At 32.4% G+C, this 17741-nt stretch carries 15 protein-coding genes; all 15 read left to right on the top strand.

All coding sequences use genetic code 11. The features are described from left to right. The first annotated feature begins 46 nt into the window (after nucleotides 1–46). The 15 genes from hslU (at nucleotide 47) to CD034_RS04425 (ending at nucleotide 17739) form a co-directional block, all read left to right on the top strand. A complete protein-coding gene (gene hslU, locus CD034_RS04355; RefSeq protein ID WP_002455418.1) occupies nucleotides 47–1447 on the top strand; it encodes an ATP-dependent protease ATPase subunit HslU in 1401 nt (466 codons plus the stop codon). Between the two features lie 21 nt (nucleotides 1448–1468). Next, nucleotides 1469–2245: a GTP-sensing pleiotropic transcriptional regulator CodY gene (gene codY / locus CD034_RS04360; protein WP_002448767.1), complete on the top strand. Its 777-nt coding sequence runs from the start codon at nucleotides 1469–1471 to the stop codon at nucleotides 2243–2245. A gap of 217 nt (nucleotides 2246–2462) precedes the next feature. Further along, on the top strand, nucleotides 2463–3251 hold the full coding sequence (gene rpsB, locus CD034_RS04365) for a 30S ribosomal protein S2 (protein WP_002448842.1): 789 nt from the start codon (nucleotides 2463–2465) through the stop codon (nucleotides 3249–3251). 260 nt (nucleotides 3252–3511) lie between these two features. Continuing rightward, entirely contained in the window at nucleotides 3512–4390 is an 879-nt protein-coding gene (tsf, locus tag CD034_RS04370) for a translation elongation factor Ts (protein WP_002448836.1), read from the top strand. Nucleotides 4391–4527: 137 nt separating this feature from the next. Then, nucleotides 4528–5250 carry a UMP kinase gene (gene pyrH, locus CD034_RS04375; protein ID WP_002448742.1) on the top strand — a complete coding sequence of 241 codons (723 nt, stop codon included), beginning with the start codon at nucleotides 4528–4530 and terminating at the stop codon, nucleotides 5248–5250. A 16-nt stretch (nucleotides 5251–5266) separates the two neighbouring features. Then, entirely contained in the window at nucleotides 5267–5821 is a 555-nt protein-coding gene (gene frr / locus CD034_RS04380; RefSeq protein ID WP_002448791.1) for a ribosome recycling factor, read from the top strand. Between the two features lie 185 nt (nucleotides 5822–6006). Then, entirely contained in the window at nucleotides 6007–6777 is a 771-nt protein-coding gene (uppS, locus tag CD034_RS04385) for an undecaprenyl pyrophosphate synthase (protein WP_002448749.1), read from the top strand. 3 nt (nucleotides 6778–6780) lie between these two features. After that, the gene (locus CD034_RS04390) at nucleotides 6781–7563 is read left to right on the top strand and encodes a phosphatidate cytidylyltransferase (protein WP_002448762.1); all 783 of its coding nucleotides are present in this window, start codon (nucleotides 6781–6783) and stop codon (nucleotides 7561–7563) included. A gap of 205 nt (nucleotides 7564–7768) precedes the next feature. Further along, complete coding sequence (gene rseP, locus CD034_RS04395; protein ID WP_002488698.1) at nucleotides 7769–9055, top strand: RIP metalloprotease RseP; 1287 nt, start codon at nucleotides 7769–7771, stop codon at nucleotides 9053–9055. Between the two features lie 16 nt (nucleotides 9056–9071). Continuing rightward, nucleotides 9072–10772: a proline--tRNA ligase gene (locus tag CD034_RS04400; protein WP_002455414.1), complete on the top strand. Its 1701-nt coding sequence runs from the start codon at nucleotides 9072–9074 to the stop codon at nucleotides 10770–10772. Between the two features lie 168 nt (nucleotides 10773–10940). Then, complete coding sequence (locus CD034_RS04405; protein ID WP_103288229.1) at nucleotides 10941–15251, top strand: PolC-type DNA polymerase III; 4311 nt, start codon at nucleotides 10941–10943, stop codon at nucleotides 15249–15251. A gap of 145 nt (nucleotides 15252–15396) precedes the next feature. Further along, complete coding sequence (gene rimP, locus CD034_RS04410; RefSeq protein WP_002448726.1) at nucleotides 15397–15864, top strand: ribosome maturation factor RimP; 468 nt, start codon at nucleotides 15397–15399, stop codon at nucleotides 15862–15864. A gap of 20 nt (nucleotides 15865–15884) precedes the next feature. Continuing rightward, a complete protein-coding gene (gene nusA, locus CD034_RS04415; protein ID WP_103288163.1) occupies nucleotides 15885–17111 on the top strand; it encodes a transcription termination factor NusA in 1227 nt (408 codons plus the stop codon). 29 nt (nucleotides 17112–17140) lie between these two features. Beyond that, nucleotides 17141–17425, top strand: coding sequence for an RNase P modulator RnpM (gene rnpM, locus CD034_RS04420; RefSeq protein ID WP_002448835.1), 285 nt, complete (start codon nucleotides 17141–17143; stop codon nucleotides 17423–17425). Further along, nucleotides 17422–17739, top strand: a complete 318-nt coding sequence (locus CD034_RS04425) for a YlxQ family RNA-binding protein (protein WP_002448860.1) — start codon at nucleotides 17422–17424, stop codon at nucleotides 17737–17739. The genes rnpM and CD034_RS04425 overlap by 4 nt, the downstream gene beginning before the upstream one ends. The last annotated feature ends 2 nt before the right edge of the window (nucleotides 17740–17741 follow it).

Here is a 17741-nt window from a genome sequence, read left to right on the forward strand (position 1 = left end):
GGAAATGAATTGATATGGACATACATTAAGGTGGAGGTAATAGTAAATGGATACAAACGGTATAAAATTAACACCTAAAGATATCGTATCTAAATTGGACGAATATATTGTAGGTCAAGAAGATGCAAAACGTAAAGTAGCAATCGCGTTAAGAAATAGATACAGAAGAAGTCTTCTTGGCGAAGAAACTAAGCAAGAAATTGCGCCCAAAAATATTTTAATGATTGGCCCAACTGGTGTAGGTAAAACAGAAATTGCACGTCGTATGGCAAAAATCGTAGGTGCACCATTCATTAAAGTGGAAGCTACAAAATTCACTGAAGTTGGATATGTTGGACGTGATGTAGAAAGTATGGTTAGAGACTTGGTGGACGTGTCTGTAAGACTCGTAAAAGAGCAAAAGAAATCATTAGTTAAAGATGAAGCAACACAAAAAGCTAATGAAAAATTAGTAAAATTACTTGTTCCTAGTATGAAGAAAAAAGCAGCTCAAAATAATAATCCACTTGAATCTCTTTTAGGTGGTGCTATTCCTAATTTTAATCAGAATGACGAGGAAGAAGAAGCACCTACAGAAGAAATCAAAACAAAACGTTCAGAAATAAGACAACAACTTTTAGCAGGCAAGCTAGAAGAAGAAAAAGTTAGAATCAAAGTTGAACAAGACCCTGGTGCATTAGGAATGTTAGGCACGAGTCAAAATCAACAAATGCAAGATATGATGAATCAATTGATGCCTAAACGAAAAGTAGAAAGAGAAGTGCCAGTAAAAATAGCACGTAAAATTCTTACTGATGATTTTGCAGATGAATTAATTGATCAAGAAACTGCTAATCAAGAAGCTTTAGAAATAGCAGAACAAATGGGAATTATCTTTATCGATGAGATTGATAAAGTCGCTACAAACAATTCTAATAGTGGTCAAGATGTATCAAGACAAGGTGTTCAAAGAGATATATTACCAATCCTTGAAGGTAGCATGATTCAAACTAAGTATGGTACTGTAAATACTGAGCACATGCTATTTATTGGTGCTGGCGCTTTCCATGTTTCTAAACCAAGTGACTTGATTCCTGAGTTACAAGGGCGTTTTCCAATTCGAGTTGAACTTGAAAGCTTAACAGTTAATGATTTCTATAGAATATTGACTGAACCTAAGTTATCTCTTATAAAGCAGTATGAAGCACTGTTAAAAACTGAAGAAGTTACTGTCAACTTCTCTGACGAAGCGATAACACGATTAGCTGAAATGGCATATCAAGTGAATCAAGATACAGACAATATTGGTGCACGTCGATTACACACTATTTTAGAAAAAATGTTAGAAGATTTATCTTTTGAAGCACCAAATATGCCAAATGCAGTAGTAGATATAACACCACAGTATGTTGATGATAAGTTGAAATCTATTTCAACAAACAAAGATTTAAGTGCATTTATTTTATAATATAAATAAAGGAGAAATTTTATGAGCTTATTATCTAAAACTAGAGAATTAAATACATTATTACAAAAACATAAAGGCATTGCGGTAGACTTTAAAGATGTTGCTCAGACTATTAGTAATGTAACTGTTACAAATGTCTTCATCGTTTCTCGTAGAGGTAAAATTTTAGGGTCAAGTTTAAATGAACTTTTAAAGAGTGAACGAATTAGTAATATGTTGACTGAAAGTAAACATATTCCAAGTGAATACACTGAACTACTTATGCAAGTTCAACAAACTAAAGCGAATATTGATATTGATTCAGACTTGACAGTATTCCCTCCAGAACACAGAGAAGTATTTATTAATAGTAGAACAACTATCTTCCCGATTTTAGGGGGAGGCGAACGCTTAGGTACACTGATTCTAGGACGAGTTAAAGATGACTTTAATGAAAATGATTTAGTGCTTGGCGAATACGCTGCAACTGTTATTGGTATGGAAATATTACGTGAGAAACATAATGAAGTTGAGAAAGAAGCCCGTGATAAAGCTGCTATTACAATGGCAATCAATTCATTATCTTATTCTGAAAAAGAAGCGATTGAACATATTTTTGAGGAACTTGGTGGCAATGAAGGTCTATTAATTGCATCTAAAGTAGCAGATAGAGTAGGTATTACACGTTCTGTAATTGTAAATGCGTTACGTAAATTAGAAAGTGCTGGTGTAATAGAATCACGATCGCTTGGCATGAAAGGTACATTTATCAAAGTTAAAAAAGAAAAATTCTTAGATGAACTTAATCGAAGTGAATAAATTATTTTTAAAACTACTATCTATTAAAATTAAGATAGTAGTTTTTTTATTTTACGCAGTCAAAAAATGTTGCGTAATGATTCTATATATGATATTATTATTGACGGCTATAAAGCCAATACACACGTAGTGAATGTAAATATAAAGGGTGCAGTCTTAAGTATTGTCTTTATATTAGTTTACTATGGAGGTAATTAACCAATAGGAGGAATTTAACATGGCAGTAATTTCAATGAAACAATTACTAGAAGCCGGTGTTCACTTCGGTCACCAAACACGCCGTTGGAACCCAAAAATGAAAAAATATATCTTTACTGAAAGAAATGGTATTTATATCATTGACTTACAAAAAACAGTAAAAAAAGTTGAAGAAGCTTATAACTTCTTAAAACAAGTATCTGAAGATGGCGGTAAAGTCTTATTCGTAGGTACTAAAAAACAAGCACAAGAATCAGTTAAAGCTGAAGCAGAACGTGCTGGTCAATTCTACGTTAACCAAAGATGGTTAGGTGGAATCTTAACTAATTATAAAACAATCTCAAAACGTATTAAACGTATTTCTGAAATTGAAAAAATGGAAGAAGACGGTTTATTTGACGTTTTACCTAAAAAAGAAGTTGTTGAACTTAAAAAAGAATATGACCGTTTAATCAAATTCTTAGGCGGTATTCGTGATATGAAATCTATGCCTCAAGCATTATTCGTAGTTGACCCTCGTAAAGAGCGCAATGCGATTGCTGAAGCACGTAAATTAAATATCCCTATCGTTGGTATCGTTGACACTAACTGTGATCCTGATGAAATCGACTATGTTATCCCAGCGAATGATGATGCTATTCGTGCCGTTAAATTATTAACTGGTAAAATGGCTGACGCTGTCTTAGAAGGTCAACAAGGTATTTCAAACGATGAAGTAGCTGCAGAACAAAACATCGATTTAGATGAAAGTGAAGAAACTCAAAAAGCAGAATCAACTGAAGAAAATACTACTGTTGAATCAAACTAAGATATAGTTTAAATGGGTGATAAGATGTAATGCTTATCGCCCTTTTTTTAAAATATTTATTTAAAACGGATAGTAAATTGGGTATAAATATAAAGGATAAATATTCAATTATGCTTTTAAATCGTATTTTATTTTTAAAATAACCTTAATTAAAAAAATTATTAATAAATTGTAATAGAGTATTGGAAATAATAGTACCTTTAATGGTAATATTTAAATATCATCTATTATTACAATTAGACATATTGGAGGAATAATTAATGGCAATTTCAGCAAAACTTGTTAAAGAATTACGTGAAAGAACTGGCGCAGGTATGATGGATTGTAAAAAAGCGCTAACTGAAACTGATGGAGATATCGACAAAGCAATCGACTACTTACGTGAAAAAGGTATCGCTAAAGCAGCTAAAAAAGCTGATCGAATCGCTGCTGAAGGTTTAGTACATGTAGAAGTAAAAGGTAATGAAGCAGCAATCGTTGAAATTAACTCTGAAACTGATTTCGTTGCTCGAAACGAAGGATTCCAAGAATTAGTTAAAGAAATTGCTAATCAAATCCTTGAAAGTAAAGCTGAAACAGTAGAAGCTTTATTAGAAACTAAATTATCAAGTGGTCAAACAGTTGATGAAAGAATGAAAGAAGCTATCTCAACTATCGGTGAAAAATTAAGCATTCGTCGTTTTGCAATTAGAACTAAAACTGATAACGATGCTTTTGGTGCATACTTACACATGGGTGGACGTATCGGTGTATTAACTGTAGTTGAAGGATCTACTGATGAAGAAGCTGCTAAAGATGTAGCAATGCATATCGCTGCAATTAACCCTAAATATGTTTCTTCAGATCAAGTAAGTGATGAAGAAATTAATCACGAAAGAGAAGTATTAAAACAACAAGCGTTAAATGAAGGTAAACCTGAAAAAATCGTTGAAAAAATGGTTGAAGGTCGTTTACGTAAATATCTTCAAGAAATTTGTGCAGTTGATCAAAACTTTGTTAAAGATCCAGATCAAACAGTTGAAGCTTTCTTAAAATCTAAAGGCGGTAAATTAGCTGACTTCGTACGTTATGAAGTAGGCGAAGGTATGGAAAAACGCGAAGAAAACTTTGCTGATGAAGTTAAAGGTCAAATGAAATAATTTGTTCACATTATTCTAACAAGAAAGAAGACACCTTTAAGGATTCTATATAATAAAATTCTTTTATTATAGAAGACCATTAGTGTCTTCTTTACTTGTATATATTACATATCATTAATCATAGAGAGGAAAAAATAATGGCGCATACTTCTAAATATAAACGTGTAGTACTGAAACTTAGTGGTGAAGCACTTGCAGGTGAAAAAGGTTTTGGTATCAATCCTATCATCATTAAAAGTGTAGCAAAACAAGTCGCTGAAGTAGCTAAAATGAATTGTGAAATAGCGGTTATCGTTGGTGGCGGTAATATTTGGAGAGGTAAAACAGGTAGCGATTTAGGCATGGACCGTGGTACAGCTGATTATATGGGCATGCTTGCTACTGTAATGAATGCATTGGCATTACAAGATAGTTTAGAGCAATTAGATTGTGATACACGAGTATTAACTTCAATTGAAATGAAACAGGTTGCTGAGCCTTATATTCGTCGTCGTGCAATTAGACATTTAGAGAAAAAACGCGTAGTTATTTTTGCAGCTGGTATTGGTAATCCATACTTCTCTACTGACACAACTGCAGCACTACGTGCAGCTGAAGTAGAGGCCGATGTCATTTTAATGGGTAAAAATAATGTTGATGGTGTGTATTCTGCCGATCCAAAAATTGATAAAAATGCTGTGAAATATGATCATCTAACACATATTCAAATGTTACAAGAAGGTCTGCAAGTTATGGATTCAACTGCTTCTTCATTCTGTATGGATAATAACATTCCATTAAATGTATTCTCTATTATGGAAGAAGGCAATATTAAACGTGCCGTTATGGGCGAAAAAATTGGTACATTAATTACTAAATAATTAGAGGTGTAAATGTATGAGTGAGATAATTCAAGATACAAAATCTAGAATGAAAAAATCAATTGAAAATTTATCACGTGAATTAGCTAATATTAGTGCGGGTAGAGCGAATTCTAATTTATTAAATGGAGTAAATGTTGATTATTATGGTGCGCCAACACCAGTTCAACAGTTAGCGAGTATAAACGTGCCTGAAGCACGCTTACTTGTCATTTCTCCATATGATAAAACATCTGTAGCTGATATTGAAAAAGCGATTATTGCTGCTAATCTAGGTGTGAACCCTACTAGTGACGGTGAAGTTATTCGTATCACTGTTCCTGCTTTAACTGAAGAACGCCGTAAAGAATTAGTTAAAAATGTTAAAAAAATCGGTGAAGATTCAAAAGTTTCAATCCGTAATATTCGTCGTGATATCAATGATCAATTGAAAAAAGACGAAAAAAATGGAGACATTACTGAAGATGATTTAAGAAGCCAAACAGAAGATGTTCAAAAAGTAACAGATAATTCAATTAAAGAAATTGATAATTTAGTTGATGAAAAAGAAAAAGATATTATGTCTGTTTAATATTTCATCATACTCTTCTATGACAAGATTATAAATTGTTTTAGTCTAAACTGTGCCAAGTCAGACTTTGGTACAGTTTTTTAATTTGCTTATTCAATGCCATTATTTAGTATGATAAAATGATAGATGATTTCTTAAATAACCTATATAATATAACAGAAATGATCAGGCTCGGAGGAAAGACCATGTTTAGAAAGCTAATAAAAAGAAATAAGACTAAAATCAATCAAAATGATGATTTAGATATACATAATTTACCTGAACATATAGCAATTATCATGGACGGAAATGGTCGTTGGGCAAAAAAGCGTAAAATGCCTAGAATTAAAGGTCACTATGAAGGTATGCAAACCATAAAAAAAGTGACACGTCAAGCAAGTCATTTAGGTATTAAATATTTAACTTTATACGCTTTTTCAACGGAAAATTGGTCAAGACCTGAAAGTGAAGTTAATTATATCATGAATTTACCTGTGAATTTTTTAAAAACATTTCTACCAGAACTTATAGAGAAAAATGTTAAGATAGAAACTATTGGTTTTTTAGATGCAGTACCTCAATCAACAATTGAGGCAATTAATTATGCTAAAGAAAAAACCAAAAATAATACAGGATTGAAATTAGTATTTGCCATTAATTATGGTGGACGAGCTGAACTTGTTCAAAGTATGAAATCAATTTATGATGAACTTCAACGTAATGGTCAAAACAGTGATGATATTGATGAATTGATGATTTCCAAACATTTAATGACCCATCCATATCCAGATCCAGATTTATTAATACGTACATCTGGAGAACAACGCCTTAGTAACTTCTTAATTTGGCAAGCTTCGTATAGTGAATTTATTTTTAATGAGAAGTTATGGCCAGACTTTGATGGTGAAGAATTAAAACAATGTATAAAAATATATCAATCTCGCCAAAGACGTTTTGGAGGATTAAGTGAGGAGTAAATTATGAAAGTAAGAACATTGACCGCGATTATAGCATTGCTTATTTTTCTACCTATATTATTAAAAGGTGGAACTGTTTTAATGCTTTTTGCTTATTTGCTGGCGCTAATTGCTTTAAAAGAATTGTTAAATATGAATATGATTACATTTTTATCAATTCCAGGTAGTTTTAGTGCTTTAGCGCTTATCATTATTATGCTTCCTCAGTCTGCCGGAGATTGGGTGAGTGATGTTCAATTAAAAAGTTTAATTGCAATGAGCTTCATACTATTAAGTTATACTGTACTTTCGAAAAACAGATTTAGCTTTATGGACGCTGCATTTTGTTTAATGTCTGTAGCATACGTTGGAATAGGATTTATGTATTTTTACGCTACACGTTCTTATGGTTTACATTATATACTTTTTGCATTCTTGATCGTATGGTTAACAGATACTGGCGCATATATATTTGGACGATTAATGGGAAAACACAAATTATGGCCAGTGATTAGTCCAAATAAAACGATTGAAGGTTTTATTGGAGGACTCATTTGTAGTTTAATTGTTCCACTTGTAATGATGTTTTTTGTAGATTTTCATCTGAATATTTGGCTGTTATTATTAATTACAATTATTTTAAGTGTATTTGGTCAATTAGGTGACTTAGTAGAATCTGGTTTTAAACGTCATTTTGGTGTTAAAGATTCAGGCAGAATCTTGCCAGGACATGGTGGTATTTTAGATAGATTTGACAGCTTTATGTTTGTTTTACCACTGTTAAACATTCTATTACTACAAATGTAATAAAAAATTAATGTTTTATTTATTTATGAAAAGCATATAATGATATAATTGAGGAGTTATTGAGTTCACATTTGATTAATATTATACAATCGTGTACTTTATAGCTCTTTTTTTAAAACTGTTTTTTTATACTAAGAATTATTATAAAATTTAAAATCTTATAATCTAGATAATTTAAATATTAAAATTAATTGAGGTGTTGTAAGTGAGTTACTTAATCACAATCGTCTCATTTATTATCGTATTTGGTGTACTCGTTACAGTACATGAATATGGACATATGTTTTTTGCAAAACGTGCAGGTATTATGTGTCCAGAATTTGCGATTGGAATGGGACCCAAAATTTTCAGTTTTCGTAAAGATGAAACGTTATATACAATACGTTTACTTCCAGTTGGTGGATATGTAAGAATGGCAGGAGATGGGTTAGAAGAACCACCAATTCAGCCAGGAATGAATGTTAAAATAAAACTAAATGAACAAGATGAAATTACACATATTATTTTAGATGATCAACATAAATTCCAAAAAATTGAAGCGATTGAAGTTAAACGATGTGATTTTAAAGATGATTTATATATTGAAGGTATTACAGCATATGATAATGAAAGACATCATTTTAATATTGCTAAAAAAGCTTATTTTGTTGAAAATGGTAGTTTAATTCAAATTGCACCAAGGCATCGTCAATTTACACATAAAAAACCATTACCTAAGTTTTTAACTTTATTTGCGGGCCCATTATTTAACTTTATTTTAGCTCTCGTACTGTTTATTGGCTTAGCTTATTATCAAGGTACGCCTACCCCTACGGTAAAACAATTAGCAGACCATTATCCAGCACAAGAAGCTGGATTAAAACCTGGAGATAAAATTGTTCAAGTTGGACACTATAAAATTAACGATTTTAGCGATATTCAAAATGCACTTAATAAAACGAAAGACCATCAAACAACAATTAAAATTGTACGAGATGGTCACACCAAATCACTAGATGTTACACCTAAAAAACAAGTGATTAAACAAACAAAATTAAATTCTAAAACTTCTTATGTATTAGGTTTTCAACCTGCGAATGAACATTCACTATTTAAGCCATTAGCATTAGGCGTACAACAATTTTTTGATGCAAGTGTACTTATTTTTAAAGCAGTTGGAACAATGATTGGAAGTATTTTTACAGGTGGCTTTACTTTTGACATGTTAAATGGTCCAGTTGGTATTTATCACAATGTAGATTCTGTAGTAAAACAAGGTATTATTGCATTAACATACTATACGGCATTGTTGAGTGTTAACTTAGGGATTATGAACTTATTACCTATTCCAGCTTTAGATGGTGGTAGAATTTTATTTGTTATTTATGAAGCGATATTTAGAAGACCAGTAAATAAAAGAGCTGAAACTGCAATTATTGCTGTTGGAGCTATATTTGTAGTGATTATTATGGTCTTAGTCACTTGGAATGATATACAACGTTATTTCTTATAATTTAGGAGGATAAAAAATGAAACAATCGAAAGTCTTTATACCAACAATGAGAGAAGTCCCTTCTGAAGCTGAGGCTTTAAGTCATCAGTTGTTATTAAAAGCAGGTTTAATTAAACAAAGCACAAGTGGTATTTATAGTTATTTACCATTAGCAACACGTGTACTAAATCATATTTCTAGAATCATTCGTGAAGAAATGGAAAATATTGATGCAGTTGAGATTTTAATGCCAGCATTGCAGCAAGCAGAACTTTGGGAAGAGTCCGGACGTTGGGGGGCTTATGGTCCTGAATTAATGCGATTAAAAGACCGTAATGGAAGAGAATTTGCTTTAGGACCTACTCACGAAGAAGTAGTGACTTCTATCGTTAGAGACGAATTAAAGTCTTATAAACAATTACCATTAACATTATTCCAAATTCAATCTAAGTTCCGTGATGAAAAACGTCCACGTTTTGGTTTATTACGTGGAAGAGAATTCATCATGAAAGATGCTTATTCTTTCCATGCTGATGAAGCATCATTAGATCAAACGTATCAAGAGATGTATAATGCTTATAGTCGTATTTTCAAACGTGTTGGAATTAACGCGCGTCCAGTAGTAGCTGATTCTGGTGCTATTGGTGGTCATCATACACATGAATTTATGGCTTTAAGTGAAATTGGTGAAGATACGATTGTGTATAGTGAAAATAGTGATTATGCAGCAAACATTGAAAAAGCTGAAGTTAAGTATTATCCCAATGAGAAACATACAGACATTAAATCACTAGAGAAAATAGAAACACCAAATATTAAAACAGCTCAAGAATTAGCTGACTTTTTAAATCGTCCAATTGATGAAATTGTAAAAACAATGATTTTCAAAGTGGATGGTGAATTCATGATGTTCTTAGTAAGAGGTCATCATGAGCTCAATGATGTGAAGGTGAAAGCATACTTTGAAACTGATAGTGTGGAAATGGCGACTCAAGATGAAATTGTAAATTTACTTGGAGCAAATCCTGGTTCATTAGGACCTATTCATAATAAAGACATTAAAATTATCGCTGATAATTTTGTTAAAGATTTAAATAACATAGTAATAGGTGCTAATGAAGATGGCTATCACTATATTAATGCAAATGTTGAGCGTGATTTTAATATCGATGAATACGGAGATTTTAGATTTATTTTAGAAGGTGAACCATTAAGTGATGGTTCTGGAAATGCAAAATTTGCAGAAGGTATTGAAGTTGGACAAGTATTTAAACTTGGAACGAAATATTCTGAAGCAATGAATGCTAAATTTTTAGACAATCAAGGTAAAGCTCAACCTTTAATTATGGGTTGCTATGGTATCGGAGTGTCTAGAACATTAAGTGCGATTGTTGAGCAAAATAATGATGAAAATGGTATTATTTGGCCAAAGTCAGTCACTCCATTTGATTTACATTTAATTACAATCAATCCTAAAAAAGAAGAACAACTTGAATTAGGAGATAAATTATACTCAGAATTGCAATCTAAATATGATGTACTTTATGATGATCGTAAAGAACGTGCAGGCGTTAAATTTAATGATGCTGATTTAATTGGTTTACCGATAAGAATTGTTGTAGGTAAAAATGCAAGTGAAGGCATTGTTGAAGTTAAAGTGCGTCAAACGGGTGAAAGTGAAGAAGTTCATATTAATGAATTAGACAATCACATTGCTTCACTCTATGAAAAACTATAGGTACACATGAATAAAAATGGTTGGAACATTTTGTTGTTTCCAACCTCTTTTATTGTTTTTATTAGTTAAACTGTAATCATGAAAAATAAATGTGAAAGTAGTATAATATAAATCAAGTTTTTTAAAGTAAATGATAAGTTCGAAATAAGGTGGTTATTCTTTGTGGCAATGACAAGTCAGGAAAAATTTAGAGTACTTGCCGATCAAATTAAGATTTCAAATCAATTGGATAAAGAAATACTTGAAAAAGGTGAACTCACACGAATAGATGTATCAAATAAAAATAGAAGTTGGGAATTTCAGATTACGTTACCTTATTTTCTTTCAAATGAAGATTATTTAATCTTTACTCATGCAATTAAAGAAGAGTTTAAAGATATTGCACATGTGGACTGGCATTTTACAATTCAAAATACATCGAATCAAGATGAACATGTGATTAAATATTTTGGACATTGTATTGAACACACAGCTTTATCACCAAAAGTGAAGGGTCAACTTAAACAAAAACGTTTAATTATGTCAGGCAATGTTTTAAAAATAATGACTTCAAATGATATTGAAAGAAATCATTTTGATAAAGTATGTAATGGTAGTTTAGTAAAAGCATTTCAAAAGTGTGGCTTTGATATAGATAAAGTAATATTTGAAACTGACGATTCGAATAGAGATGAAGATCTTGCTTCATTAGAGGCACATATTCAAGAAGAAGATCAACAAAGTGCTAAAGAAGCTACAGAAAAAATTGAAAAAATAAAAGCTGAAAAAGCAAAACAACAAGATAATAACGGTAGTAGTGTTGAAAAATGTCAAATAGGAAAGCCAATTCACGTTGAAAATATTAAACCTATTGAAACAATTATTGAAGAAGAATTTAAAGTAGCCATTGAAGGAGTTATCTTTGATATTAATATTAAAGAACTAAAAAGTGGACGTCACATCGTTGAACTTAAAGTGACAGACTATACAGATTCTTTAGTATTAAAAATGTTTACTAGAAAAAATAAGGATGATTTAAATCACTTTAAAGCCTTAAGTGTAGGTAAATGGGTGCGTGCACAAGGTCGTATAGAAGAAGATACATTTGTCCGTGATTTAGTCATGATGATGTCAGATATTGAAGAAATCAAAAAGACACCTAAACAAGATAAAGCAGAAGAGAAACGTGTCGAATTTCATTTACATTCATCAATGAGTCAAATGGATGGTATTCCAAACATCAGCGCATATGTTAATCAGGCTGCAGCATGGGGACATAAAGCAATAGCTGTTACTGATCATAATGTGGTTCAAGCTTTTCCTGATGCTCATAGTGCAGCGGAAAAAAATGGAATTAAAATGATTTACGGGATGGAAGGCATGTTAGTCGACGATGGCGTGCCTATTGCCTATAAACCTACCGATAGAAATTTAAAAGATGCGACATATGTAGTGTTTGACGTCGAAACAACAGGTTTATCTAATCAATATGATCAAATTATTGAACTTGCTGCTGTCAAAGTTAAAGATGGCGAAATTATAGATAAATTTGAAAGATTTAGTAATCCACATGAAAAATTATCAGAAACAATAATTAATCTGACACACATTACAGATGACATGCTAGTGGATGCACCAGAAATTGAAGAAGTACTAACAGAATTTAAGGAATGGGTAGGAGATGCGATTTTTGTAGCGCATAATGCTTCATTCGATATGGGCTTTATTGATACAGGGTACGAACGATTAGGTTTTGGTCCATCAACTAATGGAGTGATTGATACCCTTGAATTATCACGTACTATTAACACTGAATATGGTAAACATGGGTTAAATTTCTTAGCTAAAAAATATGGCGTTGAACTCACTCAACACCATAGAGCGATTTATGATACTGAAGCAACAGCTTATATTTTCATTAAAATGGTTCAACAAATGAAAGAATTAGGTGTGGCTAATCATAAAGATATTAATAAAAAATTATCAAATGAAGATGCCTATAAACGTGCACGACCAACCCATGTCACACTCATAGTTCAAAATCAAGATGGACTTAAGAATTTATTTAAAATCGTAAGTGCTTCTTTAGTAAAATATTATTATAGAACACCTAGAATTCCACGATCATTATTAAATGAATATCGAGAAGGCATTTTAGTTGGTACAGCTTGTGATGAAGGGGAATTATTTACAGCTGTGATGCAACGTGATCAATCTGAAGTTGAAAAAATAGCAAAGTATTATGATTTTATAGAAGTACAACCACCTAAACTTTATCAAGATTTAATCGATCGTGAATTAATTCGTGATACTGAAACATTGTATGAAATATATGATCGTATTTTAAAAGCGGGAGAAAGTACAGGAATACCTGTGATAGCTACTGGTAATGCTCATTACCTATTTGAGCATGATGCTATTGCTCGTAAAATTTTAATTGCATCACAACCAGGTAATCCATTAAATCGTTCCACACTTCCAGAGGCACATTTTAGAACAACAGATGAAATGTTAGATGAATTTCATTTCTTAGGAGAAGATAAAGCCTATGATATTGTTGTTAAAAATACGAATGAATTAGCAGACCGAATTGAGAAAGTAATTCCAATTAAAGATCAATTATTTACACCACGTATGGAGGGCGCTAATGAAGAAATACGTGAATTAAGCTATACAAATGCAAAAAAATTGTATGGTGATGACTTACCGCAAATTGTAATTGATCGTCTCGAAAAAGAATTAGATAGTATTATTGGCAATGGCTTTTCAGTTATCTATCTCATATCACAACGGTTAGTTAAAAAATCATTAGATGATGGATATTTGGTAGGGTCACGTGGTTCTGTAGGTTCGAGCTTTGTTGCAACAATGACAGAGATTACAGAAGTAAATCCGCTCCCTCCACACTATATATGTCCACATTGTAAGACGAGTGAATTTTTTGATGATGGATCGGTAGGTTCTGGCTTCGACTTACCTGATAAAACGTGTGAAACATGTGGTGGCGAATTAATTAAAGAAGGTCAAGATATTCCATTTGAGACTTTCTTAGGATTTAAAGGAGATAAAGTGCCAGATATTGACTTGAACTTTAGTGGTGAATATCAACCGCATGCCCATAACTATACGAAAGTACTTTTTGGAGAAGATAAAGTATTCCGAGCAGGTACAATTGGTACAGTGGCTGAAAAAACGGCATTTGGTTTCGTTAAAGGATATCTAAATGACCAAGGTATTCATAAACGTGGTGCGGAAATCGATAGACTTGTCAAAGGATGTACAGGTGTTAAACGTACAACTGGACAGCATCCAGGAGGAATTATTGTAGTTCCTGATTATATGGATATTTACGATTTTACACCGATACAATATCCAGCAGATGATCAAAGTGCACCTTGGATGACAACACACTTTGATTTCCACTCGATTCATGATAATGTGTTAAAACTTGATATACTTGGACACGATGATCCTACAATGATACGTATGTTACAAGATTTATCGGGTATCGATCCTAAAACGATTCCTGTTGATGATAAGGAGACAATGCAAATATTTAGTAGTCCGGCCTCTTTAGGTGTAACAGAAGAGGATATTTTATGTAAGACAGGCACATTTGGTGTACCTGAATTTGGTACAGGTTTTGTTCGTCAAATGTTAGAAGATACTAAGCCAACAACATTTTCTGAACTTGTACAAATTTCAGGATTATCACATGGTACCGATGTGTGGCTTGGTAATGCGCAAGAGTTAATTCGCTCAGGCATCTGCGATTTATCCAGTGTAATTGGTTGTCGTGACGATATTATGGTATATCTTATGTATGCTGGACTTGAACCTTCAATGGCTTTCAAAACAATGGAGTCTGTGCGTAAAGGTAAAGGACTTACGGATGAAATGATAAATGCGATGAAAGCGAATGATGTACCTGATTGGTATTTAGATTCATGCTTAAAAATTAAATACATGTTCCCTAAAGCTCACGCAGCTGCTTACGTACTTATGGCTGTACGTATTGCATACTTTAAAGTGCATCATCCGTTATACTATTATGCAGCATATTTTACAATTCGTGCATCAGACTTTGATTTAATTACAATGATTAAAGATAAAGAAAGTATTAAGAACACAGTTAAAGATATGTATTCTCGTTATATGGATTTAGGAAAAAAAGAAAAAGATGTATTAACAGTATTAGAAATAATGAATGAAATGGCACATCGTGGGTTTAAAATGCAGCCGATTAGCTTAGAAAAAAGTCAAGCTTTTGATTTTATTATTGAAGATGATACATTGATCCCACCATTTATTGCTGTGCCAGGATTAGGGGAAAATGTAGCTAAACGTATTGTTGAGGCACGTGAAGACGGGCCGTTTTTATCCAAAGAAGACCTTAATAAAAAAGCAGGTTTATCTCAAAAAATTATTGAATACCTTGATGATTTAGGTTCATTACCAGATTTACCAGATAAAGCACAGTTGTCCATTTTTGATATGTAAATGGAGAACTTAGATGTATTAATAGTAGCTTCATTTGTTTAAGCATATAAAGTATGTTATAATTAATTTGTGTAAAAATTTAGACTCAGGCAGAAAGAGTGGGCATATACCCGCTCTTTTCTATTTGCCAAAAAAGGAGGCCTGTATGAGTAAAATTACTGAAGAAGTAGAAACTATCATTACTCCCATTTTAGATGATTTAAACTTTGAATTAGTTGATGTTGAATATGCAAAAGAAGGCAAAGATCGTTTTTTGAGAATCTCTATTGATAAAGAAGGTGGCGTAGATTTAAATGATTGTACGCTTGCTTCTGAAAAAATAAGTGAAGCAATGGATCAAAATGATCCTATTCCTGAAATGTATTATCTTGATGTAGCTTCACCTGGAGCTGAACGTCCACTAAAAAAAGAAAAAGATTATCAAAATGCGATAGAGCAACCTGTATTTGTATCTCTTTATGCGCCAATTGAAGGTGATAAAGAATGGTTAGGTATTCTGAAGTCTGTCGATGATGACACAATAACTATGGAAGTTAAAGAAAAATCAAAGAAAAAAACAATTGAGATACCAAGAAATAAAATTGCAAAAGCACGTCACGCTGTAATGATTTAACGTGATGAGGAGGAATAATTGTGGCAAGTAATGAATTATTATTAGCAACTGAATACTTAGAAAAGGAAAAGAAAATTCCAAGAGAAGTTTTGATTGATGCAATTGAAGCAGCTTTAATTACTGCATATAAGAAAAATTATGATAGTGCTAGAAACGTTCGTGTAGAATTAAATATGGATGAAGGCACATTTAAAGTCATCGCACGTAAAGAAGTTGTAGAAGAAGTATTTGATGATCGTGAAGAAGTTGATTTAAGCACTGCTTTAGTTAAAAATCCTGCTTATGAAATAGGTGATATTTACGAAGAAGATGTCACACCTAAAGACTTTGGTCGTGTTGGTGCACAGGCTGCTAAACAAGCAGTAATGCAACGTCTAAGAGATGCTGAAAGAGAAATTTTATACTCTGAGTTTATTGATAAAGAAGAAGATATTTTAACAGGTGTGATTGATCGTGTTGATCATCGATATGTGTATGTTAATTTAGGTAGAATCGAAGCGGTTTTATCTGAAGCTGAAAGAAGTCCTAATGAGACATACGTTCCAAATGAAAGAATTAAAGTCTATGTTAATAAAGTAGAGCAAACAACAAAAGGTCCACAAATTTATGTGTCAAGAAGTCATCCGGGTTTATTAAAACGTTTATTTGAACAAGAAGTCCCAGAAATTTATGATGGAACTGTTATTGTGAAATCAGTTGCACGTGAAGCAGGAGATCGTTCTAAAATTAGTGTATACTCTGAAAATCCAGATATAGATGCAGTGGGAGCTTGTGTAGGTGCAAAAGGTTCACGTGTTGAAGCGGTTGTTGAAGAATTAGGTGGGGAAAAAATCGATATTGTTCAATGGGATGAAGATCCAAATGTTTTTGTACGTAATGCTTTAAGCCCATCACAAGTTTTAGAAGTTATTGTTGATGAAGATTACCAATCTACTGTAGTGGTAGTACCTGATTATCAATTATCATTAGCTATTGGTAAACGAGGACAAAATGCGCGCTTAGCTGCCAAACTGACAGGATGGAAAATTGATATTAAATCTGAAACAGATGCTCGCGAAGCAGGAATTTATCCTATAATTGAATCTGAAGAAAAAGCTGATGAAATAGTATTTTCTGAAGATAAAGATATTGAAATTGATGACATCAATTTAGAAGAAACAAACTTAACAACAACTGAATTATCAGCGGAAGTTGATGAAACTTCAAATGAAGCACAAGACGCTTCAGATAATAAAGAAGAACATTAATACGTTTAAGCATGTGGGGTGAGTAGTAAATGAAGAAGAAGAAAATTCCAATGCGCAAATGCATCATCACGAATGAAATGCGTCCTAAAAAAGACATGATTCGAGTAGTAATTAATAAAGAAGGCGAAATTTTCGCTGATGGTACTGGAAAACAACAAGGTAGAGGTGCATATGTTTCAAAAGATGTTAAAAGCGTAGAAGATGCTCAAAAAAATGGTGTACTCGAGAAATATTTTAATGAAAGTCCTGAAAAATTAGATCCTGTATATAAAGAAGTAATTCGATTAATTTATAGAGAAGAGATTCCTAAATGACAAAAGAACAGATATTTAATTTTTTAGGCTTAGCGATGAGAGCTAGAAAAGTTAAAGTTGGAGAATCAGTACTCATATCAGAAATAAAAAAACGTAATATTAAGCTTGTGATTTTATCTACTGATGCTTCAGATAACGCTAAAAAGAATATAAAGAATAAATGTGACACATATCATGTTCCATTTAGAGTTTTCGGTACGAGAGTAGAATTAGGACAATCATTAGGCAAAGAAGAACGTGTAAATGTTGGCGTAACAGATTCAGGTTTTGCCAAAAAACTTATGTCGATGATTGATGAATATTGTAAGGAGTGATT

It is taken from the genome of Staphylococcus hominis subsp. hominis (assembly GCF_002901845.1).
GTDB lineage: Bacteria > Bacillota > Bacilli > Staphylococcales > Staphylococcaceae > Staphylococcus > Staphylococcus hominis.

Coding starts and splice junctions, on each gene's coding strand:
- hslU (WP_002455418.1), top strand. CDS start 47: ATGGATACAAACGGTATAAAATTAACACCTAAAGATATCGTATCTAAA.
- codY (WP_002448767.1), top strand. CDS start 1,469: ATGAGCTTATTATCTAAAACTAGAGAATTAAATACATTATTACAAAAA.
- rpsB (WP_002448842.1), top strand. CDS start 2,463: ATGGCAGTAATTTCAATGAAACAATTACTAGAAGCCGGTGTTCACTTC.
- tsf (WP_002448836.1), top strand. CDS start 3,512: ATGGCAATTTCAGCAAAACTTGTTAAAGAATTACGTGAAAGAACTGGC.
- pyrH (WP_002448742.1), top strand. CDS start 4,528: ATGGCGCATACTTCTAAATATAAACGTGTAGTACTGAAACTTAGTGGT.
- frr (WP_002448791.1), top strand. CDS start 5,267: ATGAGTGAGATAATTCAAGATACAAAATCTAGAATGAAAAAATCAATT.
- uppS (WP_002448749.1), top strand. CDS start 6,007: ATGTTTAGAAAGCTAATAAAAAGAAATAAGACTAAAATCAATCAAAAT.
- CD034_RS04390 (WP_002448762.1), top strand. CDS start 6,781: ATGAAAGTAAGAACATTGACCGCGATTATAGCATTGCTTATTTTTCTA.
- CD034_RS04400 (WP_002455414.1), top strand. CDS start 9,072: ATGAAACAATCGAAAGTCTTTATACCAACAATGAGAGAAGTCCCTTCT.
- CD034_RS04405 (WP_103288229.1), top strand. CDS start 10,941: ATGACAAGTCAGGAAAAATTTAGAGTACTTGCCGATCAAATTAAGATT.
- rimP (WP_002448726.1), top strand. CDS start 15,397: ATGAGTAAAATTACTGAAGAAGTAGAAACTATCATTACTCCCATTTTA.
- rnpM (WP_002448835.1), top strand. CDS start 17,141: ATGAAGAAGAAGAAAATTCCAATGCGCAAATGCATCATCACGAATGAA.
- CD034_RS04425 (WP_002448860.1), top strand. CDS start 17,422: ATGACAAAAGAACAGATATTTAATTTTTTAGGCTTAGCGATGAGAGCT.